The organism is Halococcus morrhuae DSM 1307, from assembly GCF_000336695.1.
In the GTDB taxonomy this organism is placed as follows: Archaea; Halobacteriota; Halobacteria; order Halobacteriales; family Halococcaceae; genus Halococcus; species Halococcus morrhuae.
In genome coordinates, this window is record NZ_AOMC01000123.1 from 1 (window position 1) to 22406 (window position 22406).

The 22406-nt window shown below is 65.8% G+C and carries 23 protein-coding genes; 7 read left to right on the forward strand and 16 right to left on the reverse strand.

What is annotated here, in order from left to right; genetic code table 11:
* The first annotated feature begins 68 nt into the window (after window positions 1-68).
* Window positions 69-587, forward strand: a complete 519-nt coding sequence (locus C448_RS09780) for a hypothetical protein (RefSeq protein WP_152415564.1) — start codon at window positions 69-71, stop codon at window positions 585-587.
* Window positions 588-674: 87 nt separating this feature from the next.
* Here C448_RS09780 and C448_RS09785 read toward each other — a convergent pair whose 3' ends face one another.
* Window positions 675-1040, reverse strand: coding sequence for a cell division protein SepF (locus C448_RS09785; protein WP_004054317.1), 366 nt, complete (start codon window positions 1038-1040; stop codon window positions 675-677).
* A 64-nt stretch (window positions 1041-1104) separates the two neighbouring features.
* On the opposite strand from C448_RS09785, the gene rimI reads away from it, so the two are divergent.
* Window positions 1105-1602 (forward strand): ribosomal protein S18-alanine N-acetyltransferase, encoded by a 498-nt coding sequence (gene rimI / locus C448_RS09790; RefSeq protein ID WP_004054319.1) that lies wholly within the window; start codon window positions 1105-1107, stop codon window positions 1600-1602.
* A 98-nt stretch (window positions 1603-1700) separates the two neighbouring features.
* Here the strand turns inward: rimI and C448_RS09795 are convergent, their stop codons facing one another.
* The 6 genes from C448_RS09795 to trpC all read right to left on the reverse strand — a co-directional run bounded on the left by C448_RS09795 (window position 1701) and on the right by trpC (window position 8022).
* Window positions 1701-2750, reverse strand: coding sequence for a S8 family peptidase (locus C448_RS09795; RefSeq protein WP_004054321.1), 1050 nt, complete (start codon window positions 2748-2750; stop codon window positions 1701-1703).
* A gap of 100 nt (window positions 2751-2850) precedes the next feature.
* Window positions 2851-4038 (reverse strand): 3-dehydroquinate synthase II, encoded by a 1188-nt coding sequence (locus C448_RS09800; protein ID WP_004054322.1) that lies wholly within the window; start codon window positions 4036-4038, stop codon window positions 2851-2853.
* 357 nt (window positions 4039-4395) lie between these two features.
* Entirely contained in the window at window positions 4396-5190 is a 795-nt protein-coding gene (locus tag C448_RS09805) for a 2-amino-3,7-dideoxy-D-threo-hept-6-ulosonate synthase (protein ID WP_004054325.1), read from the reverse strand.
* A 23-nt stretch (window positions 5191-5213) separates the two neighbouring features.
* Window positions 5214-6026 (reverse strand): tryptophan synthase subunit alpha, encoded by an 813-nt coding sequence (trpA, locus tag C448_RS09810; RefSeq protein ID WP_004054327.1) that lies wholly within the window; start codon window positions 6024-6026, stop codon window positions 5214-5216.
* A complete protein-coding gene (trpB, locus tag C448_RS09815; RefSeq protein WP_004054329.1) occupies window positions 6023-7267 on the reverse strand; it encodes a tryptophan synthase subunit beta in 1245 nt (414 codons plus the stop codon). The genes trpA and trpB overlap by 4 nt, the downstream gene beginning before the upstream one ends.
* Complete coding sequence (gene trpC / locus C448_RS09820) at window positions 7264-8022, reverse strand: indole-3-glycerol phosphate synthase (RefSeq protein WP_004054332.1); 759 nt, start codon at window positions 8020-8022, stop codon at window positions 7264-7266. The genes trpB and trpC overlap by 4 nt, the downstream gene beginning before the upstream one ends.
* A gap of 94 nt (window positions 8023-8116) precedes the next feature.
* Between trpC and C448_RS09825 the strand changes: the two genes are divergently transcribed.
* On the forward strand, window positions 8117-8572 hold the full coding sequence (locus C448_RS09825) for an MGMT family protein (protein ID WP_004054334.1): 456 nt from the start codon (window positions 8117-8119) through the stop codon (window positions 8570-8572).
* 356 nt (window positions 8573-8928) lie between these two features.
* Here the strand turns inward: C448_RS09825 and C448_RS09830 are convergent, their stop codons facing one another.
* The 5 genes from C448_RS09830 to htpX form a co-directional block, all read right to left on the reverse strand.
* Window positions 8929-9981, reverse strand: coding sequence for an aldo/keto reductase (locus C448_RS09830; RefSeq protein WP_004054336.1), 1053 nt, complete (start codon window positions 9979-9981; stop codon window positions 8929-8931).
* 332 nt (window positions 9982-10313) lie between these two features.
* Window positions 10314-11348, reverse strand: a complete 1035-nt coding sequence (gene radA, locus C448_RS09835) for a DNA repair and recombination protein RadA (protein ID WP_004054338.1) — start codon at window positions 11346-11348, stop codon at window positions 10314-10316.
* A gap of 74 nt (window positions 11349-11422) precedes the next feature.
* Window positions 11423-12022 (reverse strand): PspA-associated protein PspAB, encoded by a 600-nt coding sequence (gene pspAB, locus C448_RS09840; RefSeq protein WP_004054340.1) that lies wholly within the window; start codon window positions 12020-12022, stop codon window positions 11423-11425.
* 233 nt (window positions 12023-12255) lie between these two features.
* Window positions 12256-12636 carry an SHOCT domain-containing protein gene (locus tag C448_RS09845; RefSeq protein WP_004054341.1) on the reverse strand — a complete coding sequence of 127 codons (381 nt, stop codon included), beginning with the start codon at window positions 12634-12636 and terminating at the stop codon, window positions 12256-12258.
* A 41-nt stretch (window positions 12637-12677) separates the two neighbouring features.
* Complete coding sequence (gene htpX / locus C448_RS09850; RefSeq protein WP_004054343.1) at window positions 12678-13550, reverse strand: zinc metalloprotease HtpX; 873 nt, start codon at window positions 13548-13550, stop codon at window positions 12678-12680.
* A 144-nt stretch (window positions 13551-13694) separates the two neighbouring features.
* On the opposite strand from htpX, the gene C448_RS09855 reads away from it, so the two are divergent.
* Entirely contained in the window at window positions 13695-14792 is a 1098-nt protein-coding gene (locus C448_RS09855; protein ID WP_004054345.1) for a 60S ribosomal export protein NMD3, read from the forward strand.
* A gap of 154 nt (window positions 14793-14946) precedes the next feature.
* Window positions 14947-16617 (forward strand): Na+/H+ antiporter NhaC family protein, encoded by a 1671-nt coding sequence (locus tag C448_RS09860; protein ID WP_004054347.1) that lies wholly within the window; start codon window positions 14947-14949, stop codon window positions 16615-16617.
* Window positions 16618-16644: 27 nt separating this feature from the next.
* On the opposite strand, the gene C448_RS09865 is transcribed toward C448_RS09860, so the two are convergent.
* The 3 genes from C448_RS09865 to C448_RS09875 form a co-directional block, all read right to left on the reverse strand.
* Window positions 16645-17952 carry a dicarboxylate/amino acid:cation symporter gene (locus C448_RS09865; protein WP_004054349.1) on the reverse strand — a complete coding sequence of 436 codons (1308 nt, stop codon included), beginning with the start codon at window positions 17950-17952 and terminating at the stop codon, window positions 16645-16647.
* Between the two features lie 116 nt (window positions 17953-18068).
* The gene (locus tag C448_RS09870; RefSeq protein ID WP_004054351.1) at window positions 18069-19814 is read right to left on the reverse strand and encodes an ATP-dependent DNA helicase; all 1746 of its coding nucleotides are present in this window, start codon (window positions 19812-19814) and stop codon (window positions 18069-18071) included.
* A gap of 89 nt (window positions 19815-19903) precedes the next feature.
* Window positions 19904-20113: a DUF7561 family protein gene (locus C448_RS09875; protein WP_004054353.1), complete on the reverse strand. Its 210-nt coding sequence runs from the start codon at window positions 20111-20113 to the stop codon at window positions 19904-19906.
* Window positions 20114-20495: 382 nt separating this feature from the next.
* Between C448_RS09875 and C448_RS09880 the strand changes: the two genes are divergently transcribed.
* A complete protein-coding gene (locus C448_RS09880) occupies window positions 20496-21422 on the forward strand; it encodes an NAD(P)H-binding protein (RefSeq protein WP_004054356.1) in 927 nt (308 codons plus the stop codon).
* Entirely contained in the window at window positions 21422-22147 is a 726-nt protein-coding gene (locus C448_RS09885) for a DUF7530 family protein (RefSeq protein ID WP_004054357.1), read from the forward strand. Before C448_RS09880 ends, C448_RS09885 begins: the two co-directional genes overlap by 1 nt.
* On the opposite strand, the gene C448_RS16305 is transcribed toward C448_RS09885, so the two are convergent.
* Entirely contained in the window at window positions 22134-22310 is a 177-nt protein-coding gene (locus tag C448_RS16305; protein ID WP_239640569.1) for a DUF5786 family protein, read from the reverse strand. The genes C448_RS09885 and C448_RS16305 overlap by 14 nt on opposite strands.
* Window positions 22311-22406: the final 96 nt, after the last annotated feature.

Consider the following 22406-nt stretch of genomic DNA (forward strand, 5'->3'; position numbering starts at 1 on the left):
GAGATCGCGTTGATGTGTGCGGTGTACAACATTAAGGAGGCCGCAAAACAGGAAATTCCACTTCCGTCATGCGATTAAACACGGCCGTAGATAGCTACTATACATACGGTGGTAGCCCCGGTGAGATTCCGCATTATTCCTTCAGAAACAACGGGAACGCGACGTTGTACGTCTACGTTAACGGTAACCAAACACGGACCGTTGCTCCCGGCGAGGGGGTCGAAGAGGAGTTCGGCCCGTCGGCACCACCGAAGGGTAACAACACGATTACCGTCGAAGCCGCCGACGATGGTGCATCGAACTACTCGCTTTGGTCGAAAAGCGAGTCGTACAACCCCATATACGTGGAGTATGGGGCGAACCCCTATCAAACGGCAAAACATCCCGACTTTTCGAATAGCTATCCAGATGACGAAATCCCCGGTGCCGCTGGATTCGTCGCCGACGGCGGTGCCGATTCGTACTCGTCCGACCACAGGCTCACAAAGGTGACGAACAACGGAACAGCGACATTGAAGATCTACCAGAACGACGAGCTGTGGGCAACCCTCCAGCCGGGTGAGGAGGTGTCCAAAGGAGACCAGTAGACCGAATCGACCGATCGATGCACCGGTTGCTGCGCGATTCGTGCTATCGAAAAGGCGATTCGTTCCGATCCGATGGCGAAAGTCGGCCTATTCGCCGAGTTTCGTCCGGCTGATGCCGACCGAGGCGGGCGTGATGATGAGCTGATCGTCGGCCTTCTGGACGATGTCGCCCCCGACCTCGCGGGTGATCTCCTGAAGGTCCTGCGTGATGCGTTCCATCGTGCGATCGGTCGCGGTGTGGCGGGTGATATCCGCGATCACGATGTCGCCGTCGTAGATGGCGTTTTTGATGTCGATGACGTCGCGCTGGCCCTCGATGCGCGCGATATGTACCTTCGTCGAAGCCTCCTCGACGCCACCCTCGATGTCGTCGATATCGAGGGGGACGTACTCGCCGCCAGCCTGGCGCTGTCGGGTACTGCCACCCCCGAGAATGTCGTCCATCAGTCCCATGTCCCCACGCGGATCGGATTCGGTATATCTCTTACGACCCCTCGAAACCGGCCGGAGTGTTCTTATGACACGTCACCGTACCGATCGTGTGACGACCGTCGAGCCCACCCGGACCCGCGAGGCCGTCCGTGCCGACCTTCTCGCGGTGTTTCGCATCGAGAAGGCCTCGTTCGCCCAGCCGTGGCCCTACCGTGCCTTCGAGCGCTTTCTCGGGATCCCGGGCTTTCTCGTCGCCGACGTCGACGACGGCGGTGAGACGGGCGCGATCGCCGGCTACGTCGTCGCCGACAGCGAACGCCAGCGCGGCCGACCGGTCGGCCACGTCAAGGACATCGCGGTCGACCCCAGCTATCGCGGACGGGGGATCGGCGCGACGCTGCTCGAACGCTCCTTGGACGCGATGTACCGCCAGCAGGTCGGGCGGGTGAAGCTCGAAGTCCGCGAGAGCAACGAGCCCGCGCTCGCGCTCTACCGACAGTACGGCTTCGTCCACCGCAGCACCGCGACGAGCTACTACGCCGACGGCGAGGACGCGCTCGTGCTCGTCCGCGAGTTCGACTGACGCTACTGTCGGAGGGACGTATTCCATCAGCCGCCCTCAAACGTCGGGACGGGAAGCGAGTCGATCTGTGCGATGGTCGTGGTATCCCTCCGACAGTATCACTCCCCGTTCACCGTTGCCGCGTAGTCGGCCAGTCCCGCCCCGTCGCGCGGCTGCTCCGGAATGTCCCGCGCTGCGGCCTCGAACTCGCGCATGATCGGCTCCGGCGCTGTCTCCGGATCGACGGTCAGATATTTTGCGACCATGCCAGCGACCTCGGGGGACGAAAACGACGTTCCTGAGGCCTTGACCCACGGTCCGTCGAGTTCCGTGCCCATCGCCGTGCCGGACGCCTGCGCGAGGCGGTTGTCCTTGCCGATGGCCGCGACGTCGGGGTTGTCGCGGTCGGGGTTGTACGAGGAAAACTCCGCGATCGCCCCGTCCTCGGTGCAGGCTGCGATCGAGAAGGCACGCTCGGCGGTCGCCGGGCTGCCCGACTTCTCGCCCGAGTTGCCGGCCGATACGACGTCTCTGATGCCCTTCTCGACGAGTTCGTCGTGCGTCCGGTTGATGGCGTTCGAGGTCTCGCTCGATCCCCACGACATGTTGACGACGTCGTACTCCTCGACGTTGGTGTGGAGCCACTCGTAGGCGCGCATGATGACGTTGTTCTTCGTCTGGCCCTCCTCGCCGAAGATCCGCAGCGCAACGAGCGACGCGTCGGGCGCGAGACGGGTGATCTGACCCAGCACGGCCGTCCCGTGTCCGACCGCGTCACCCTCGCCCGACCCCGTGACGTCGACCTGCTCGATGCTCTTGTCCTCGAAGACCGGATGTTCGGGATCGATCCCCGAGTCCATCGCCACGACGGTCAGCCCCTCGCCGGTGGCGTCGTCCGTGGGCACGTCGTGGAGCTCGCGCACGTCCTCGATCGTCGCCACCGCCGCGGGATCCTCGCTGACGGCGGCGGGTTCGAGATCCGGCTCGACGGTCATGTTCGGTTCGAGATCGAGCACGCGGTCGTCGTCGGCGATCGTCGATTCGTGGTCGGCCTCGCACTCGATGTAGGCCGCCCCGCTCGTCCCGAAATCGTACGTCTCGACGACGTTGCACTCCATCTCGCGGAGAAATGCGGCCGGTTCGCGCGTGAAGACGATGCGGTCGTTCATGCTACCATACCACGTACGTGGCGCAAACTCTTAACAGTTCAGCCCGAATCGAGCGAAAAAATCGTCCGCTCGACGTTCGGGTTGCGGCTCCAATGCTGACTTACTTTTCGACGATCCGCTCGTCGACCGCCTCGCCGAAATGTCTGGCCGTCGATTCGTAGTAGACGCGCACCTCGTCGCCGGGTTCGAGCTCCGTCACCGCGCGCGGTCCCTCGCGGGTGGCGACCTTGATCGTCTCGGCGTTCTGGAGCAGCGTCTCGATCCGGTCGCCGGTGGGTTCGCCACCCTCCGCGTCGTCGATGTCGCTGCCGACGACGGCCTCGATGCGGAACATCGGTCGGCGCTCGATCTTCGCCCGCCCGACGAGCGCCTCGCGCGCGTGGCCCTCGGTGTCGACGATCTGAATCTCGTCGCCGCTGCCGAGCTCCGAGAGGTACTTCGTCCCGCCGCCGGGCGTGCGCGCGTAGGCGTGGACGGCCCCGGCGTTCACCCGGAACGGCCGCGAGGCCACGTAGGGCGATTCGGCGGTCTCGGCGTGGACGAAGAACAGTCCTCGACTCATCGAGCCGACGAGCATCCCCTCGTCGCCCTCCATCAGCGACCCCGTGTCGACGCAGACCCGATCGGCCGAGCCGACCTGCTCGACGGCAGTGATCTCGGCCCACTGGAGATCGAGCGTCTCGCGTTCGGCCGCGTCGCGGATCTCGACGGTCTCGCGGATCTCGTCGGGGTCGTCGCTGTCGAGCAACACGCCGTCGGCACCCGTTTCGAGCGTCTCGAAGGCGGTCTTGGCCTCCGCCGCGCTCTCGACGCCCGCGACGAGCTCGGTCTCGTCGCCGATGCGCGCGATGAGGTTCTCCAGAGGGATGATCGTCCAGTCCTCGCCGACGACGATCGTGTGCTCGGCCGCGTCGGCAGCCTGTTCGGCGAACGCCTCGTAATCGTCGTCGAGAATGCGGACGTAGGCCCCATCGGCTTCGTCGCGGCGCAGCGTCGAGAGATCCGCCGATCCCGAGAGGTCGGGCGGGAGGTCGACCGAGCCGTCGCCCTCGCTGTCCTTGCCGACGACGGTCGCGTCCGGTGCGTCGCCGGTGTCGATGACGTCGACGCCGTTGCCGTCGCCGAAGGCCGCGACCGAGACTGCACCGAGTTCGCGCACGCGCGAGACATCGCTCTCGTCACAGAGCACCCAGTCGACGCCGGCCTCGAGACCGGTGGTGATGCGCCGCTTGCGACTTTCCCAATCGCCGACCGAGCCGTCCGCCTTGAGCCAGACCGTCCGTGTCATGTCGTGGCGGTCGAAGCGGGCAGGCTTGAACGTGGCGAAAGCGGTCGCTGTGAGCGGAAATCACGTTCGTTACACAACGTTGTCACTCCACGAAGTAGTGTCACGAAACGGGGCCAACGGGGGATGACGGCGGACCAATTCTGAACGATGCGGGTGATGCCACGCAACGGCCGCCCGTCATCCCGACGTGGGCGGAGCAGTGATCGGCTCCACATTGACTAAACGTTTCGTTAGTTAATAAGTCTTCTGCTGGCATAATATGGGTTCGTCGTGAGGGGCCGATGGGTTACCCCGAAGTGCGGTCGTGTTTGGAAGAATGCAATTGAAGGAATGATCGGGTGGAAACTCGCTCCGCCGCTACGCCTCGACGGCCAATCCGGCGCGGTCGAGCGCTTCCTCGGTCGGGAGGTCGTCGTGGACGACGCCGGAGACCGCGCGCGCCATCGCCTCGGGATCGTCGTGCTGGAAGACGGTTCGCCCCATCGAGACGCCCGCCGCACCGGCGTCCATCGCGCCGCGGACGGCTTCGAGCGAGGCGCGATCGCCGGCCGGGTCGCCACCGGCGATGAGCACCGGCAGGCGGGTCGCGCCGGTCACCCGTTCGAAGCTCTCGGCATCGCCCGAGTAGCCCGTCTTGATGAGATCGGCACCGAGCTCCTCGCCGAGTCTGGCGGCGTGGGCGAGCCGTTCGGGATCGGCCTCGTCGACGCCCGGGCCGCGTGCGTAGGTCATCGCGAGCACGGGAACGCCGTACTCTGTGGCCTGCTCGGTGAGCCGTGCGAGGTCCTCGATCTGGTTCGGCTCGGTCTCGCTGCCGACGTTGAGGTGGAGCGAGACGGCGTCCGCGCCCGCCCGGATCGCACCTTCGACGGTGCCAGTGAGTCGTTTGTCGTTCGTGTCCGGGCCGTCGGCCGTCGAACCGTTGAGGTGGACGATGTAGCCCGCGCCGTTGCTGTTGGGATGGACCCGCGGCGCGATACCCTTCTGTGTGAGTATCGAATCAGCGCCGCCGCGTGTCACCGCGTCGATCGTCGATTCGATGTCCGCGAGCCCCGCGACCGCCCCGAGGGTGAGCCCGTGATCCATCGGTACCACGAGGTAGCGGCCGTCGGTTCCGATGCGATCGAGTCGTGCGTGCGTACCGGCGTGCATACTGACAGTCGGTGCCACGGTGGTTATGTTCGTTCCGGTCGCGGCGCGACCCCCGCCACCGCGCCCTCCTTCAGTTCGCGCGCCGTCGTCTCCAGTTCGTCGGCGGCGTCAGTCCCCTTTTCAGCGATGATATCGACGAAGACGCTGCCGGCGACGACGCCCTCCGCGCCGGCGGCGACGATCTCGCGGGCGTGCTCGCCTTTCGAGACACCGAAGCCGACAGCACGCGGGACGTCGGCCTCCGCAAGTCGTGCGAGCGAGTCGTGGGTCTGATCGCTCACGTCCGCGCGCGCACCGGTCGTCCCAAGGCGAGCCTGGACGTAGACGAACCCCGAAACCCGCTCCAGAACCCGCTCCAAGCGCTCGCCGCGCGTCGTCGGCGCGACGATGAAGACCAGATCGAGCCCATGCGCGTCACAGGCGGCTTTCAGCGCGTCGCTCTCCTCGACAGGGAGGTCAGGGACGATGAGCCCCGCGAGGCCTGCGTCGGCGGCAGCCTCGACGAACGGCTCGATGCCGCGGTCGTCGCCGTACTGATAGATGAGATTGAAGTAGGTCATACAGACGAGGGGGACGTCTACGTCGAGCCCCGAAACGAGATCCAGGAACCGATCGGGCGTCATGCCGGCGTCGAGCGCGCGCTGGATCGCGTTCTGGATCGTCGGTCCGTCGGCGATCGGCTCCGAGAACGGGAGCCCGAGTTCGATGACGTCGGCACCACCAGCGGCGAGCGCGCGTACTTGTGCGGCGGTCGCGTCGGGAGTCGGATCACCGGCGGTGATGTAGGGGACGAGCGCCGCGTCGGTGTCCTCGAAGGCCGCATGGATGGCGCTCATTCGAACACCCCCATCGACGGCGCGCCGTCGATATCGCGCTTTTCGGTCTCCTCGACGACGCTTTCGAGGTCCTTGTCGCCCCGACCGGAGACGTTGACCACGACGTTCTCGCCGAGGTCCTCGGCGTCTTCGAGATACGCGAGCGCGTGGGAGGTTTCGAGCGCCGGGATGATCCCCTCGGTCCGCGAGAGGCGATGGAACGCTTCGAGCGCGGCGTCGTCGTCGACCGAGACCGCTTGCACACGATCATCGTCGACGAGATCGGCGAGCTCCGGACCGACCCCCGCGTAGTCGAGACCCGCACTCACGCTGTGGGATTCCAGGATCTGACCGTCCTGATTTTGTAGGAGCTTCGTGCGTGCACCGTGGAGAACGCCCTCCTCGCCGATCGACAACGACGCCGAGTTGGGCGCGAGACCTTCCTCTTCGTCGATTTTCAGTCCGCTGCCGCCGGCCTCGACGGCGACCAACGAGACGGTATCGTCGTCGACGAACGCGTCGAACGCGCCCATCGTGTTCGAACCGCCGCCGGCACACGCGACGACGCTGTCCGGAAGGCCGCCGATCTGCTCCTCGGCCTGGCGTTTCGCCTCTGTGCCAATAACCGATTGAAAATCCCGGACCATCGTCGGGAACGGGTGCGGTCCGACGACCGACCCAATGACGTAGTGGGTGTCCTCGACCGTGGTCGCCCACTCGCGCATCGCCTCGTTGGTGGCCTCCTTCAGCGTGCCGCTGCCGGTGCTCACCGGGTTGAGTTCCGCACCGTTCAGCCGCATGCGGAAGACGTTCGGACGCTGGCGGTTGATGTCGCGCTCGCCCATGAACACCTCACAGTCCATGTCGAGATGAGCGGCAGCCATCGCGGTCGCCGTCCCGTGTTGGCCCGCGCCGGTCTCGGCGATGATGCGCTCCTTGCCCATATATTTCGCCAGCAACACCTGCCCGAGCGCGTTGTTCAGTTTGTGCGCGCCGCCGTGCAGGAGGTCCTCGCGTTTGAGATAGACGTCGAACCCGTATCGGGAACTCAGCGTCTCGGCGTGCTGGAGCGGTGTCGGTCGCCCGCCAAAGTCGCGGAGTCGCGCCCGGAAATCGTCCATGAACCCGTCCTCGTTGTCGAGCACGTATCGACGGTAGGCGTCGTCGAGTTCGGAAATGGCCGGCATCAGCGCCTCCGGGACGTACTGGCCACCGTACTCGCCGAATTTGCCGGACGTCTCACTCGCGTCGGCGTCGCTCATCGCTTCGCCCCCACGAGCCGCTCGGTGTTCGCCGCGACGTCGCCGTCCATGAGCGCGCTGCCGACGAGCAGCCCGTCGGCCCCGGCACGACGCATTCGTGCAGCGTCGTCTCGACTGGCGATACCGCTCTCGGCGACGAGCGTCACGTCCTCGGGTGCGTGGGGTGCGAGCTCCTCGAACGTCGAGAGATCCACGTCGAGGCGTGCGAGGTCGCGGTTGTTGATCCCGACGATCCCCGCCCCGGCCGCGAGCGCATCGTCGAGCTCCGCGCGGCTGTGGACCTCGACGAGCGGTTGGAACCCGCGCTCGCGCGCCGCGATAACGAGTCCCGCGAGGTCGTCGACGAACCGTGCGATCAGGAGCACGGCGTCGGCTTCGACGATGTCCAGCTGTTCCTCACGACGGATGAAATCCTTCCGGAGGACGGGCACCGAAACGGTCTCGCGCACCTGCTGGAGGGCGTCGGGCGACCCACCGAAGTGATCGGGTTCGGTGAGGACGGAGAGTGCCGCCGCACCGCCGTCGACCAGCGCCTCGGCGAGCGCCACCGGATCGTCGTCGCGCCGGCCGTCGGTCGTCGGGCTCGTGGGCTTGACCTCGCCGATGACGGGCACTCGACCGTCCTCCTCGGCCGCCGCGAGCGCCGCGGGCAGCGATCGTGCGGCGACCGACAACCGCCGGTCGCCACCGCCGCGTTCGTCGGCAGCGGCCAGTATCGACTCGATTGCGGGAGCGACTCCCTCGCTGGCGTTCATTGTTGTACATCAAGGCACTTATTTGTACATAAAGCTTGCGTCACGCGCCGCCCGCGGACAGAATGTTGAAGGTCGACACGGCGCTATCCCCGACATGAGCGAGGCAGCCGGCATCTACGCGCGCGAATCCGACTACCTCGATCGCTGCGTGCAGGTCGGCATTGCCGGCGATCGCGTGCTCTCGGTGAGCTTTCCAGCGAGCCTCGCGACCGACGCCGACACCGAACACCCGCTGCTCGACAGACTGTTCGAATATCTGGCTGGTGCACCCGACGAGTTCGACGACATCGAACTCGCGCTCACCATCCCGACCGACCAGCGCGCGGTGCTCGATGCCGTTCGAGAACTCGCCTACGGCGACCAGACCACCGTCGAACAGCTCGCGCGGCAAATCCCCACACTCGACGCGGACGACGACCGCGACCACGTCCGCACCGCCCTCGACGAAAACCCCATTCCGATCCTCATCCCCGATCACCGCGTGCGCGACGGCCCGAGCGCCGCCCCGCCGAAAATAGAACAAAAGCTCCGCTCGCTCGAAGGGCTCTAGAACACCCACTTTTTTACTCGTCGGGTTCGCGCTCCGCGCGAACCACTCTCTGCTCGCGGGCCGAAGGCCCGCTCGCACGGTATGAGGGACCGGAGGTCCCTCACTACTCGCAAAAACCTGGACTAAAAAGATCCGCTCACTCGGCCTTCGGCCTCGTTCGCGGCGAACCGCGCTCGCTCCGCTCGCGCGGATGCAACTGCTTTCCGCACCACTTCCGCAACCGCATCTGCACAGCACCGCAGAAGCCCTCGCATCCCTCCGGGATGCTCGCCCTTCATCCGCCAGGACCGCAAACCGCACCGCCGCCGCAACCGCGGCGGGCTGCTGCAGCAGCCGAGAGAAACAGAAATGCAGACTTAGTCGCCAGCGTACGTCGCACCGACCGCTTCGAGATCGGTGCCGTCGACCGACGAGCGGAACCCGGCCATCCCGTCGTCGCGCTTGATATCGTAGTCGCGGGCGTGGAGATCGGCGACGCGGTCGAGTTCCTCGTCCGAGAGCGCGGGCGTGTCGGGCGCGGCGGCCCACTCGTCGACGTCGTCGGTCGTCCGGAACGTCGGCGTGACCGAGGCGACGTCGTCGTGGGCGAGCAGCCACTGGATAGCGGCCTGGCCCATCGTACGCTCGCCATCACGTTCGAGGAAGCGCAGTTTCTCGACTTTCTCCCAGCCGGTGTCATACCACTCGTCGGGTCGGAACCCGCGGTGGTCGCCCTCGCCAAGTTCGGTCTCGGGTCTGACCTGCTCGTTCAGCAGCCCCGAGGAGTGCGGAACGCGCGCGAGGATACTCGTCGATGCGTCGAGATCGTCGATGGTCTCCATGAAGTGCGCTCCCGGCGTCTGCTCGAAGACATTGAAGACGACCTGGAGGGCATCGAACTCGTTGGCGATCGCCGCATCACCCTCGGCGAGCCAGCCGATCGAGGGGCCGAGCGCCCAGCTGATCGCGTCGACTCTGCCCGACTCGCGCAGTTCGTCGATGGCCGCCAGAACGTCCTCGTCCACCTCGTCGACGTCCGCGTTGTGAAGGTGGAGCAGATCGAGATGGTCCATGTCGAGCCTGTCGAGGCTCTTGTCGACCGCCTCATGGATGTACTCCGGCGTCATCTCCTTGGGAATCTCGCCGTGGCCGGCCTGTGGGTTGTTGTAGAAGTCGTAGCCCACCTTGCTGGCGATGGTGACCTCGTCGCGGCGATCCCCGAGCGCCTCACCGATGAGCTCCTCGCTGCGCCCGTGGCCGTAGACGTCGCCGGTGTCGAAGAAGGTGACACCCTGATTGAGCGCGTGCTGGACCAGATCGATGCTCTCCTGCTCGCCGCGGTCGCCCCACCAGTCGGTGCCGACGACCCACGCGCCGAACCCGACCGTCGATACTTCGACCCCCGAATCACCGAGTTCGCGGTGCTCCATAGGTCGGTGTTCGGTTCGGCCACACTTAGCGAATGTGGTCGGCGGCTGCCGCGGTGCTGTGCGGCCTGGTGGATGAAGGGCGAACGAGCAGCGGGCGGCGTGAACGGAGTGATGCGCCGCCACGCAAACGGCGAACGCAGTGAGCCGTGAGCGCAGCGAGTGAGGGCTTCGGCGGTGCCGTGCGGCTGGTACGGAAAGCGTCGCATCCGCGTGAACGTAGTGAGCGCGGTTCACCGCGAACGAGCAACGCGAGTGAGCGGATGTTTTTAGTCCAGGTTTTTGCGAGGAGTGGTTCGCGCTCCGCGCGAACCCGACGAGTAAAAAAGTGGGTTCTATTCCGGCTTCAGTCCCTCTCCCTCGACGCGCATCACGGCTTCGCCGTCGGCGAGGTTCGGAGCATCCACGAGGCGGACGATGCGTTTGGTCCCCTTGGATTTGCGGAGATACATCCGGAAGGTCGACTTGTGGCCGAGGATGTTGCCGCCGATCGGTTGGGTTGGATCGCCAAAATAGGAGTCGGGGTTCGAGGCGACCTGGTTCGTGACGACCGTGGCGGCGTTGAAGAGGTTGCCGACCTTGTCGATGTCGTGGAGGTGTTTGTTGAGCTTCTGCTGGCGCTGGGCGAGCTCGCCACGACCGACGTACTCGGCGCGGAAGTGAGCGGTGAGTGAATCGATACAGACCAGTCGGACGGGCCACTCGGAGTCCTCGTGCTCGCTCGCGATGTCCTGGGCCTTCTGAGCGAGGAGAATCTGGTGGTTGGAGTTGAACGCCTTGGCGACGTGGATGTTGTCGAGAATCGATTCGATGAACTCGTCCATCGCCTCGTCGCTTTCGGGACTGCCCTCGATCTCGCGCTGGTCCATCGCGGCGGCGATCGCGTCGTTTGGGAGCCCATGTACCATCTCGGCGATGCGCTCGGGGCGGAAGGTGTCCTCGCTATCGATGAAGATGGCGCTGCCCTCCAGCCCGCCGTATTCGTTGGGAAGCTGGACGTTGACCGAGAGCTGGTGAGTGACCTGTGATTTGCCAGCGCCGAACTCGCCGTAGACCTCGGTGATCGACTGGGTTTCGACGCCGCCGCCGAGCAGGTCGTCGACCTCGTCGACCTGCCACGAGAGCTTGCCGATCTCGTTGCGGTGTTCGAGGACGTCCGCGCCGGTCTCGAACCCGCCGATATCGGCGGCGTCGCGCGCGGCGTTGATGATGTCCGCGGCCGTGCTCTCGCCGATGTCCGCCGTGTTCGAGAGCTCGCCCGGGCTCGCCACCGCGATGCCCTGATACGAGTCGAACCCCGATTCGGTGAGCTTGTCCGCGGTCGCCGGACCGACGCCAGGAAGGCTCTCTAGATCTTCGGTTGCTGCCATACGACCGGGTTGTGCGGCTTCGGTGATAAAGCCTCGTTAACAGCTCGGCGAAAGTGAAGCGAGGGGTGTTTCGCTCACTCCCAGGGGTGGGTTCCGGTGTCGGGCCAGAGCGGATACCAGTACTCCTTGTCCCCCTCCACATCGAGCTCACCGTCGAGAACGGATTCGAGTTTGAACTCCACGGACGACTCGCGCTCGTTGCCCGGCCGTGGCGCGAACGGGTAGTACGCCCCCCGGCGGAATGAGTAGACCCAGTAGACGGGGCCGTTCTTCTCGAAACCGAAGAGCGCCGCGAGCAGTCGCGAGCCGTAGCCGCGCTCGATGAGCGTGTCGGCGGCGAAGTGCACACTCGTCACGAGATCCTCGAAATCCGAGTCTTCGAGCACGACCCATTCGTAGCCGTGCGAGTCGTCGACGAATCGGGCTTCGGTCCCCGTCTCGACTTCGCCCGCGTCCAGGATCGCCTCGACCTCCTCGACCGTGTCGGCGAAATCCGTGCTGTCGACGCCCGAGAAACAGAGCGCGGCCACGCTCGCTGGCTCGAAGCCGAGATCGGCCTCCATCGTGAGGTGGGCCGTGCTCATCCCGAAGAGGTCTTCGGGGTCCGCATCGCGCGTCGCATCGGCCTCCGCGCTCATCCCGAGCGCCGATCGCAATCCATCGAAAAGTCCCATGCCCACGATCCGTGCGCCAGCGGTAAAAACCGAAGTGATACGACGAACCCCAGTGCGGAGCGGTCGGCGCGCGGGAGCGCCGGAGGCGCGACTCGCGCGAGGGATGAGCGAACGAAGTGAGCGAATCGGTTGGGGAGGTATGTGGGCTGCTGCGGTCATCGTGGATCAAGATCTCGATCCAGACACCAAGGGCTCGATAACCGATCGACAGAATTTCCCAAATCGTGTCGTAATCAGGCTGTTTCGAGTTCGCGCTCCCGATTGTCGCCAGCCAGTTCGTCGACATCCAGCAGCAGTTTCACGCGCCGTTCGAACTCCGCCTCGGAGAGTTCACCGCGTGCGTAACGTTCCTTCAACACTGCCAGCGCATCGCGATCACGCGTTGATTCCTCGGTATCGGTTTCGTCGTCGCCGAGTTCCTCGTTGTGTACGGTCGCCCACGCGATATAGGCGAAAAATCCGAGAAAGATCACGACGATCCCAGCGACCGGCGGGGCCGTCGACGCGAGCGTCGTGAGGAGTTCGAGCGCCTGTATCGCGGCCCCGAACCCGAAGACGACGGCCAAAATCCCGCTCGCGCTGTGCGGGTCGAACCAGTCGGCGAGGCTCCCCATACGATCGGTTCACGAGACTGTGAAAAAAGCGTTTCGCCGATTCAGGCCGTTTCGAGGTCGCGCTCCATGTCGCGGAGGCGCTCGATGCGGTTCTCGGTCGAGGGATGCGTCGAGAGCAGTTTGCCGAGCGCGCCGGCACTGACCGGGATGATGAAGAAGGCGTTCATGTCGGCCTGATTTCGCATGTCGTCGGACGGCACCTTGTCCATCCGACCGTCGATCTTCATCAGCGCGGAGGCGAGCGCCGCGGGTTTGCCGGTGATGACCGCTCCACCCCTGTCGGCGGCGAACTCCCGGTAGCGCGAGAGCACGCGCACGAGCAGGAACGACACCACGCCGACGACCATCGAGACGAGAACGGCGACCATCACGGGTGCGCCGCCCTCGTCGCTGTCGCCGCTGAACAGCCAGCCCCAGCGGACGATCATGAACGCGAGCGTCGAGAGGAACGTCGCGATCGTCATCACCATCACGTCGCGGTTCTTGACGTGTGAGAGCTCGTGGGCCAGCACGCCCTCTAGCTCCTCGCGGTCGAGCGTGTTCATGATCCCCGTCGTGACGCAGACGGTCGCGTTCGACGGCGAGCGCCCGGTCGCGAACGCGTTCGGCGTTCGCGTGTCCGAGACCGCAACGGTGGGTTTGGGGAGATCGGCCTGCTGGGCGAGCCGGCCGATGGTGGCGTGGAGTTCGGGATACTCCTGTTCGGAGACCTCGTGGGCACCCATGCTTCGGAGGGCAAGCTTGTCGCTGAAGAAGAACTGTCCACCCATGAACAGCGCCATGATCCCCACGGTCCCGACGAGCCCGATGTTGGAGTACGCGAGCACGCCGAGGAAGACGGCGTACAGCGCGAGCAACAGGACCATCGTCAGTCCCATCCGGGCCCGAAGACCCCAATCAGTCTTCCATTCCATGAACCAGAAGTAAGCGCTCGATTCATAAGATTCCGTCGTTCTCGACCGGGAATCGCAGCGGCAGCCGGGGCTCCAGTCGTGGGAGAAACGCATCGAGACGCGCGTGACACGCCGTTTAACCGCCAGGAGGCGTTACGATGGCCAATGAGCCACTCACGCCAGTTCTGTCCCCGCTGTGGCGATCCCGTCGAGATCGAACGCGAGAACGGCGAACGGACGCCGCTCTGTGCGACCTGCTACTTCGACGAGTTCGAGCTCGTCGACGCACCCGACCGCATCGAAGTGCTCGTCTGTGCGACCTGCGGGGCGGTCAGGCGCGGCAACCGCTGGGTCGATGTCGGCGCACGCGATTACACCGAGGTCGCGATCGACGAGGTCACCGAAGCCATCAGCGTCCACGTCGCCGCCGACGAGTTCTCGTGGCAGGTCGATCCCGAACAGGTCGACGAGAACACCGTCCGAATGCACTGCTATCTCTCGGCGATCGTCCGCGGCGAGCCGATCGAAGAGGACGTGACGGTGCCCGTCAAGATCTCGCGGGGCACCTGCACGCGCTGTGGGCGCATCGCCGGCGACTACTACGCGAGCACCGTCCAGATCCGAGCGCGCGGGCGCACGCCGACCGACCAGGAGACCCAGCGTGCGCTCGATATCGTCACCGACTACGTCGCCGAGCGCGAGGCCGACGGCGACCGCGACGCCTTCATCACGGAGATCGACGAGACGAGCGACGGCGCGGACGTCAAGCTCTCGGCGACCAAACTCGGCCAGGGCGTCGCCGAACGCATCGTCCGCCGATTCGGCGGCGAGATGGACGAATCGGCGACGCTCGTCACCGAAGACGAGGACGGCAACGAGGTCTATCGCGTCACCTACGCCGTCCATCTGCCGGAGTTCACACCGGGCGACGTCATCGACGTCGATGACGACGACGGACCGGTGTTGGTCGAGAGCGTCCGTGGCAACCTGAAGGGCGTGCGCGTGACGACGGGCGAGCCCTACGAGGCCGCCTTCGAGGACGGGATCGCGCCCGAGGCGACCCGCCTCGGCCGGCGCGCGGACGCCGAGGAGACGACGCTCGTCGCCGTCGAGGACGAGCGAGCCGTCCAGGTGTTGGACCCCGAAACCTACGTGGCGGAGACGATCCCGCGGCCGTCGTATCTCGATTCCGACGCCGACACCATCCCGGTGCTCAAGAGTCGTGCGGGGCTGCACGTGCTGCCGGCGGCCGAAACCGACTAATCGCTCGCTGCACTCGTCGACCCATGAACCGCCAGCAGCTGTTCGCCGTCCTGTTCGTCATCCTGATGCTCAGTTCGTCGTTCGCCTACGTGGTCTCGTTCGTCTGATCGGGCCGACCGGGCGCATTTTTGTATCCCGTCCCTGAACGTGGGGCATGCCGCTCGAATCCATCGCGGCCGGCCCGTGGGCGCTGGTGCCGGCGCTGCTGGCCATCTCGCTGGCGTGGTACGTCCGGGACGCGCTCATCGGCCTGTTCGTCGGGATCGCCGGCGGCGCGGTCGTCTACGGTCTCTTTCGTCCCGAAGTCGTCGGCGTGCCGCCCGGGCTCGACGGCCCGTTGGGAACGCTCCTCGGCGGCCTGCTCGGGATCACGGTGATCCCCGAACTCGTCGCCACGTCGCCGCTGTTCGCCGACCCGTGGTACGTGAAGAACGTGTTGCTCGCCCTCTTCGCGATCGGTGGCCTGATGGGGCTGATGATCCGTGCCGGGGCGATCCGCGGCGTGCTGGAGGCGCTCGCCAGCCGCGTCGAATCGCCCGCCGACGCCGAGAAAGCCTCCTTCCTCGCGGGGATCATCATCCACATCGACGACTACTTCAACTGCTTAGTGGTGGGCTCGATGATGCGCCCACTGACCGACGAACACGACGTCTCGCGGGCGAAGCTCGCCTACTACGTCGATAGCGCTGGCAGCCCGGCCGCCCGCCTCGCCTTCTACTCGACGTGGGGCGTCGCGCTCGTCGGGTTCATCGGGGCCGGCATCACCGCCGCCGCGAAACAGAACGTCCTCCCCGCCGGGATGTCGGGCTACGTTACACAGACCGGCGACGGCCTCCAGGCGGCCACCGACGCCGTCTGGCCGCTGTTTTTCAATACACTTGGATTCGCCTTCTACTCGTGGGTCGCGCTCGTCGTCGCCGCGCTGGTCGCCTGGCAGGTACTTCCCAATATCTTCGAGATGGGCGAGGAAGAGGAACGCGCCCGCAACGGCGGTGGCGTCGTGGGCCCCGACGACGATCCCCTGGTCTCCGACGAGATGGCGAACTACGAGATGTACGAGGGCGCGACGCCCGACTGGCGCAACTTCGCCATCCCCGTGCTCACCATCGTCGGCATCGGCCTGCTGGCGATGTTCTGGCGCTCCTCGCCCGTGCTGAACGCGCCGCAAACGACGTCCGTAGTCTCGGCGTTCGGCTACGAACTGCTCGTCCCCGCGGGCGGCCCGTGGTCGCTCAACATCGGTGAGATCCGGCTCGGACTCGCGTCGATGATGGGGCTGCTCGTCGGCTTCGTCCTGTTCAGGGTCCGCGGCGACATCCCCTCGAACGGCGACGCGACCGACGCGATGATCAACGGGTTCAAGGGGATCTTCCTCGCGGCCGCGATCCTCACGCTCGCGATCACCATCCAGAACACCGTCTCGACGCTCGGCATCTCCTCGTTCGTCACCGACTGGTTCCAGGGCGTCCCCGTGGGACTCATCCCGGTGCTCGTCTTCGCCGTGACGGCGTTCGTCAGCTTCTCCGACGGGAGTTCCTGGGCGACCTACGGCATCATGTTCCCGATCGTCATCCCCGTGGCGTTCACCACCGGTGCGAACCTCCCGCTCGCCCTCGGCGCGGTGCTCTCGGGCGGGATCTTCGGCGATCACTGCTCGCCGATCTCCGATACTACTGTACTATCCTCGTCGACAAGCGGCGCGGACCACATGGTCCACGTCAGAACACAGATCCCCTACGCGCTCATCTGTGCCGCGATCGCCGGCACGCTGTTCCTCGTGCTCGGCTTCCTCGTTCCGGGGGACTTCTCGATCATCCCGTACTGATCGAGTCGCCGCCCACGATCGATTCGTTCAGTCGTCCTGTGGCGTCCCCGCCGGCTCGCTACTGCCCGACCAGACGCTCGCAGTGCGGTCGATGCCGTTGTAGACGTGTGCGACGAGCGTCGTCACGGCCAGATCGCCGGTGACGTTGTTCATCGTCCGGAGGCGATCGAGCAGCGGATCGACGCCGGCGACCATCCCGACCACCTCCAGCGGGAGCCCCAACTGCGTGAGCACGAGCGTCAGCATGATGAGACCGCTGCCCGGCACGCCAGCGGTCCCGATGCTCGCGAGCAGCGCGGTGACGACGACGGTGAACTGTTCGCCGAGCGTGAGCGCCTGGCCGACGAGGTTCGCCGCGAAGATGGCGGCCACGCCCTGATACATCGCGGTACCGTCCATGTTGATCGTCGCTCCCAGCGGGAGCGAGAAGCTGTAGATCTCCTCGTCGATGCCGAAGTTCTCGTCGGCATTGCTCATCGTCACCGGGAGCGTGCCGCTCGACGAGCGAATGCTGAGCGCCGTCACCATCGCCTCGCGCGCCCCACGGAGGAACGCGATCGGCGACTCCCCGAGGATGCCGCGCTGGATCACAAGGAGATAGGTGAGCCCGATGTGGATGCCGACGGCGAGCGCGAGCGCGCCGATGAGTTTCGCGTACGGAACGATGGCATCGACGCCCGCCGTGCCGAAGGTGGCGGCCATCAGCGCGAACACGCCGATGATGCCGAACTCCATGACGCCCCAGACGATCTTGAACATCGCTTCCGCGCCCGCCTCGACGACATCGAAGATCGTCTCGACGCCGCGGTGGACGGCGGTGTCGGCGTCGAACTCCTCCTGGAGGAGCGCAAGCGCGATCCCGAAGACGAGCGTGAAGAAGATCACCGGTAGGATGTCGCCCTCGGCCATCGCGCCGAGCGGGTTCGTCGGCACGATTCCCAGCAGGACCTCGCCGATGTTCGGGGCCTGTTTCGTCTGGACGTCCGTGCTGACGACGTCGAGGCCGACGCCAGGATCGACGAGGTTGCCGACGGCGAGCCCGATGACGATCGCGATCGCGGTCGTCACGATATAGCACAGAACGGTGACGCCGCCGATCCGTCCGAGCGTCGACGGCGTGAGCCGCCGTGCGCCCATCAACAGCGTGAAGAAGACGATCGGGACGATGATCATCTTGAGCAGTCTGACGAACAGGTCGCCGATCGGCTGAAGCGCCGTCAAGGGTTCGCCGCCGATCAACCCCGCCAGCGAGCCGAGAACGAACGCCACGCCGATACGGTAGACGATCGGTATCGAGCGATAGCGTGACCAGAGAGACGATGCCGAGGATGACATACACTGTCGTCCATGCGAGATAGCGATGAACGTTTCGGACGATCCTCGTACCGAAGCACGCTACCATCGGCCAAGCGGAGTCGGGCGAACCGATGGGCTCACAGCGTGGGTTCGCCTCAGTCCGTGCCCCAGACGTCCGCGAGCGGGTGGTCGTCCGGATTTGATCGACTGCTCCGCCGTCCCGATTGGCTTGAACCGCCGCTGCCGCCGTTGGTGTCATCGCTGTCGGCGCTCGCCGCACCCGGATCGAATGCCGGCAGATTTGGACTGCTCATCCGATCGACCTGAGCGGTGAACCAGTCGGGCATCGCACCCCGCGAGCGATCGAACAGATCGATCAGGCTCGAATCGGCGAGATACGTCCGCCCGAAGTCCTCCGGCGAGCGCACGACGCGGCCACAGGCCTGGATGACGGTCTTGAGCGCCGTCCGGTAGTACCAGCCCCACTGGCCCTCTTCGAGCCGGCGGGCGACGCGCGAATCGCGCGTGTTCGGATACGGGGCCTTGCAGAGCACCTGCCAGCGCGCGCGGTCGTCGGCCAGATCGAGCGCTTCCTCCATCTTCACCGAGACGAACAGTTCGGGATCGTCGGTCGCGAGCCACGAGCTCAGCTGTGCGTCCCTGTCGTCGCTGTCGTGCGTTCTGATTCGCTCGTCGACGCCGAACTCCCGGAGTCGGTCGGCGAGGCGCTCGGCGATCGCGTAGGAGTGGGCGTGGACGATCCCCTTCTCGTCGTCGTGTTTCGCCAGTAGTCGAACGAGCAACCGGGCGACTTCCGGGATCGTGTCGTCGCGGTGCTCGTAGGTCATCTTCCCCTGGGTCACGTCGTACAGCGGGCGGTTCTCGACCGGAAACGTGTGGGAGATGTCCACCAGCGCGGTCTTGGCGGGATCGAGACCGACGCCGCGACAGAACCCTTCCTTGTCGAGGATCGTCGCCGAGAGCAGTGCGAACGTGTTGCCGCGCTCCCAGACGGTGTGGTTGAGATATCGCTCCGGCGCGAGCGGCTTGATCGTCACTGGGCTCCCCTCGCCCGCGCTGTCGACGACCCACGTGCTCGCACTCATCGGATCGCGGTAATCCGAGACGAACCACTTCAGATTCGAGATGAGCTCCTGCAGGCGATCGCGCTCGGTGACTTCGGCGATCGAGAGCTCTTCGGCCCCCACGAGAGTGTCCTTCCGGCGCGTACAGACGTCGACGAGCCGGTCGGCGAACCGTGCGGCCGCCTCCGGACCGTCGATCTCGGGGATGGTGATCTCGTCCCAGACCGGGACCGTCGACGGGCGGAGGTCGATCGTCGCGTACATCTCGGCCCACTCGGCGAGCCCGTGGGCCTCGTCGATCACGACGACATCGCGCTGGCCGAAGGACTCGGAGCCGGCGGTCTGCATGAAGTAGGCGAGCGTCATCGCCGCGATCGAGCGGTTCGAGGCGATGGCACGATCGGAGAAGTACGGACAGCGATGGCGGATCGAGCAGTCGAAGCCGCTCTCGCGGGCGCACGGCGCACGATCGACGGGGGTGTCGGTCTCGCCCGGAAGAAGGCAGCTGTAGTTGCGCTTGCCACGGATGACCTGAAGATCCGAAAGAAGCGGATCGGCGGCGACGTCGTCAAGCTGGGAGACCTGCGGGGTGGTGTAGTACGCGCCGATGGCGTCCTGGGGATCGGCCTCGTCGGGCTGGCGCGCACAGCCGGCGATGGCACGGGCGAGCAGCGACTTCCCCGACCCTGTGGGCGCGCGCACGAGCACCACGTCGTTGTCCGATTCGAGCGCCTCACCGATCTTTCCGAGCGCTCGCTGCTGGTTGCCGCGATAGGAGGGAGCGGGAAACTCGGCTGTGAGGCGCGCGGGGTCCACACGAACGAAACCGCTGCCCGGCACGTAAACCCTCCGAGCGATGCGTACCGTCGGAGCGACGCATCCGGATCACTCGCCACGGAATCGCGCTACGCTCGCTCGTCAAGGGCCGCGACGTCGTCAGCCCGTGGATTGTCCGGGAGTCGGTCGATGCAGTCGTAACAGAGGAAATGCTCCGAGTCGTCGGTGAATTCGAGCGTGAGACCGCCGCTCTCGTCGCCGCCGAACGTCCAGAGATTGGCGACGCCGCCGGCGATCTGCACCGACCGCCCGCAGCCGTCGCACGGCTCGGTGGCCATGATTGCGATCGGGTGTGGGCGCGGATAGCACTTTCTCAACGATGATGGCTTGAAGGAACTGAGATCGATAATCTGGTTGGCTGTTGTGACCGCCCGCACAGCACGACTGCTGACGACAATGAGAAACCGCAACCGCCCCGCACAGCCCACGTACCTCCCCAGCCGATTCGCTCGCTGCGTTCGCTTTGCTCACTTCGCTCGCCCATCCCTCGCACGCCGATCCGCGCTCGGTGCTCGCCGGCGAGGCGCTTCGCGCCTCGCGTTGCTCGCACACAAGCGCGAGCGCGCGCCACCGCAACCGGTGTTCGTTGGATCGAGGAATTTCCGGATCGGTCGCTACCGTCGAGCGTGAACTTATGGCCTGTCCGCTCCTCGCGTCCCTATGCGCGTTCTGGTCACTGGCGCGACGGGTTTCGTCGGCAGTCGGCTCGTGCCCGCACTTCTCGCGGCGGATCACGAGGTAGTCGCGCTCACCCGCGACGCCGACGGCTACGACGGGCCGGCCGAGGACGTCCGCGAGGGCGACATCCTCGATCCGGGGAGCTTCGAGGGTGCTCTCGACGGGATCGAAGCGGCCTACTACCTCATCCACTCGATGGACTCGGGCACCGGTTTCGCCGCCCGCGATCGGAAGGCGGCGCACAACTTCCAGCGCGCGGCGAGCGAGGCCGGCGTCTCGCGGGTGCTCTATCTCGGCGGCCTCGGCGAGACGCGCGAGCGACTCTCGGAACATCTCCAGTCGCGCCGCGAGGTCGAGACGATCCTGGAGAAGGGGTCGTTCGATCTCACGACGCTTCGAGCGGCGATCATCATCGGCAACGGCTCGTCGAGTTTCGCGATGGTCGAGCAGCTCGTCCACCGCCTGCCGGTGATGGTCACGCCGACGTGGGTGCGCACCGAATGCCAGCCGATCGCCATCGCCGACGTCGTGAGCTATCTCGTCGGCGTGCTCGACGTTCCTGAAACCGCCGCCGACACCTACGAGATCGGCGGTCCGGAGGTTCTCAGCTACCAAGAGCTGCTCCGGCGCACGGCCGCGGTCGCGGGGCGATCGCTCCACATCGTCCCGGTGCCGGTGCTCTCGCCACAGCTCTCGGCCTACTGGGTCGATCTCGTCACCAGCGTCCCGAAATCGGTCGCTCATCCGCTGATCCTGGGGCTGAAAAACCGCGTCGTCGTCACCGACACGCGCATCGAGGAGCTGCTCCCGATCGAGCGCACGGAGTTCGAGACGGCCGTCGAGCGGGCGCTCGGCGTCGCAGCCGAGCCCGCGCCCGAACGCCCCGCCGAACGCGCGCGGGCGGACTGATGAGCGGCCCCGAGTTCGGCGAGACGTGGACCTACGAGAGCATCGTCGGTGCGCTCCCCGGCATCGAGGTCTCGACGACGCTCGCGCTCGCCATCCAGCTCGGCGTCTTCGAGGTGGGTGTGATCGTGCTCGCCTGGTACTACGACCTCTGGAACGTCGCGCTCGCGGGCAGCGCGGCCGTCTTCGTCGCCGGCATCGGCTCGATCGAGATGGTCCGCGTCGCCCGGCGCATCCGCAGCGTCGAGATGCCGGGAGCCTATCGCCGACTACTGTTCGGCTCGAACATGGAAGTCGTGCTGGCAGTGCTGGCTTTTTGCGCGATGCTTACCTACCTGTTCGTCCCGAATCCCGCGAGCGGTCGCGCGCCGTTTCTCGATCGCCTTCTCGGGCCGAACCCGCCTGTCCTAGTCGTCTACTTCCTACTCATGGTGCTCTGGGACGTCTGCTATCGCATCGGCACGGGCTGGTGGGCGACGGTGACGGCCGTCTGGCGCTCCTACCGATACGTCTTCGACGACGAGACCGCACGAACGCTACTGCGGGCCGACGTCGAGACGATCGCGTTCGGTCTCGTCCAGCTACTGTTGGTACCGTTCGTGCTCGATTACCCCGTCCTCCGTGCCGTGTTGCTCGCACACGTCTCGGCGGTGATCGTTGTGACGAGCGTCTCGCTGTGGTTGCTGTGGCGAAGCGAGGAGGGCGATGCGGGCGCTACTGCGATTTGATCTCGCGGAACTGCGCGAGGAGATCCTCTGTATCGGCGTCCGCGACGTCGTACTCCACGGTTCCCTCGTAGTCGCTGCGCTCGTCGTCGCTACTCGCATCGACCGCGCTGGCTTTCTCCTCGCGGCGCTGGTGTTCGGCCGCGTCATAGGCACCCATTGACATAGTGATACACAGTACCGTTGTTCATTCACAACCATGAATGTATCGGTGGTCGGGATGCCGACAGGCCGACACCGACCAGTACGATCGACACGGGTA

What these genes read in the sequence shown, in the direction of transcription:
- C448_RS09780 (WP_152415564.1), top strand. Translation starts at nt 69, where the DNA reads ATGCGATTAAACACGGCCGTAGATAGCTACTATACATACGGTGGTAGC.
- C448_RS09785 (WP_004054317.1), bottom strand. Translation starts at nt 1,040, where the DNA reads ATGGGACTGATGGACGACATTCTCGGGGGTGGCAGTACCCGACAGCGC.
- rimI (WP_004054319.1), top strand. Translation starts at nt 1,105, where the DNA reads ATGACACGTCACCGTACCGATCGTGTGACGACCGTCGAGCCCACCCGG.
- C448_RS09795 (WP_004054321.1), bottom strand. Translation starts at nt 2,750, where the DNA reads ATGAACGACCGCATCGTCTTCACGCGCGAACCGGCCGCATTTCTCCGC.
- C448_RS09800 (WP_004054322.1), bottom strand. Translation starts at nt 4,038, where the DNA reads ATGACACGGACGGTCTGGCTCAAGGCGGACGGCTCGGTCGGCGATTGG.
- C448_RS09805 (WP_004054325.1), bottom strand. Translation starts at nt 5,190, where the DNA reads ATGCACGCCGGTACGCACGCACGACTCGATCGCATCGGAACCGACGGC.
- trpA (WP_004054327.1), bottom strand. Translation starts at nt 6,026, where the DNA reads ATGAGCGCCATCCATGCGGCCTTCGAGGACACCGACGCGGCGCTCGTC.
- trpB (WP_004054329.1), bottom strand. Translation starts at nt 7,267, where the DNA reads ATGAGCGACGCCGACGCGAGTGAGACGTCCGGCAAATTCGGCGAGTAC.
- trpC (WP_004054332.1), bottom strand. Translation starts at nt 8,022, where the DNA reads ATGAACGCCAGCGAGGGAGTCGCTCCCGCAATCGAGTCGATACTGGCC.
- C448_RS09825 (WP_004054334.1), top strand. Translation starts at nt 8,117, where the DNA reads ATGAGCGAGGCAGCCGGCATCTACGCGCGCGAATCCGACTACCTCGAT.
- C448_RS09830 (WP_004054336.1), bottom strand. Translation starts at nt 9,981, where the DNA reads ATGGAGCACCGCGAACTCGGTGATTCGGGGGTCGAAGTATCGACGGTC.
- radA (WP_004054338.1), bottom strand. Translation starts at nt 11,348, where the DNA reads ATGGCAGCAACCGAAGATCTAGAGAGCCTTCCTGGCGTCGGTCCGGCG.
- pspAB (WP_004054340.1), bottom strand. Translation starts at nt 12,022, where the DNA reads ATGGGACTTTTCGATGGATTGCGATCGGCGCTCGGGATGAGCGCGGAG.
- C448_RS09845 (WP_004054341.1), bottom strand. Translation starts at nt 12,636, where the DNA reads ATGGGGAGCCTCGCCGACTGGTTCGACCCGCACAGCGCGAGCGGGATT.
- htpX (WP_004054343.1), bottom strand. Translation starts at nt 13,550, where the DNA reads ATGGAATGGAAGACTGATTGGGGTCTTCGGGCCCGGATGGGACTGACG.
- C448_RS09855 (WP_004054345.1), top strand. Translation starts at nt 13,695, where the DNA reads ATGAGCCACTCACGCCAGTTCTGTCCCCGCTGTGGCGATCCCGTCGAG.
- C448_RS09860 (WP_004054347.1), top strand. Translation starts at nt 14,947, where the DNA reads ATGCCGCTCGAATCCATCGCGGCCGGCCCGTGGGCGCTGGTGCCGGCG.
- C448_RS09865 (WP_004054349.1), bottom strand. Translation starts at nt 17,952, where the DNA reads ATGTCATCCTCGGCATCGTCTCTCTGGTCACGCTATCGCTCGATACCG.
- C448_RS09875 (WP_004054353.1), bottom strand. Translation starts at nt 20,113, where the DNA reads ATGGCCACCGAGCCGTGCGACGGCTGCGGGCGGTCGGTGCAGATCGCC.
- C448_RS09880 (WP_004054356.1), top strand. Translation starts at nt 20,496, where the DNA reads ATGCGCGTTCTGGTCACTGGCGCGACGGGTTTCGTCGGCAGTCGGCTC.
- C448_RS09885 (WP_004054357.1), top strand. Translation starts at nt 21,422, where the DNA reads ATGAGCGGCCCCGAGTTCGGCGAGACGTGGACCTACGAGAGCATCGTC.
- C448_RS16305 (WP_239640569.1), bottom strand. Translation starts at nt 22,310, where the DNA reads ATGTCAATGGGTGCCTATGACGCGGCCGAACACCAGCGCCGCGAGGAG.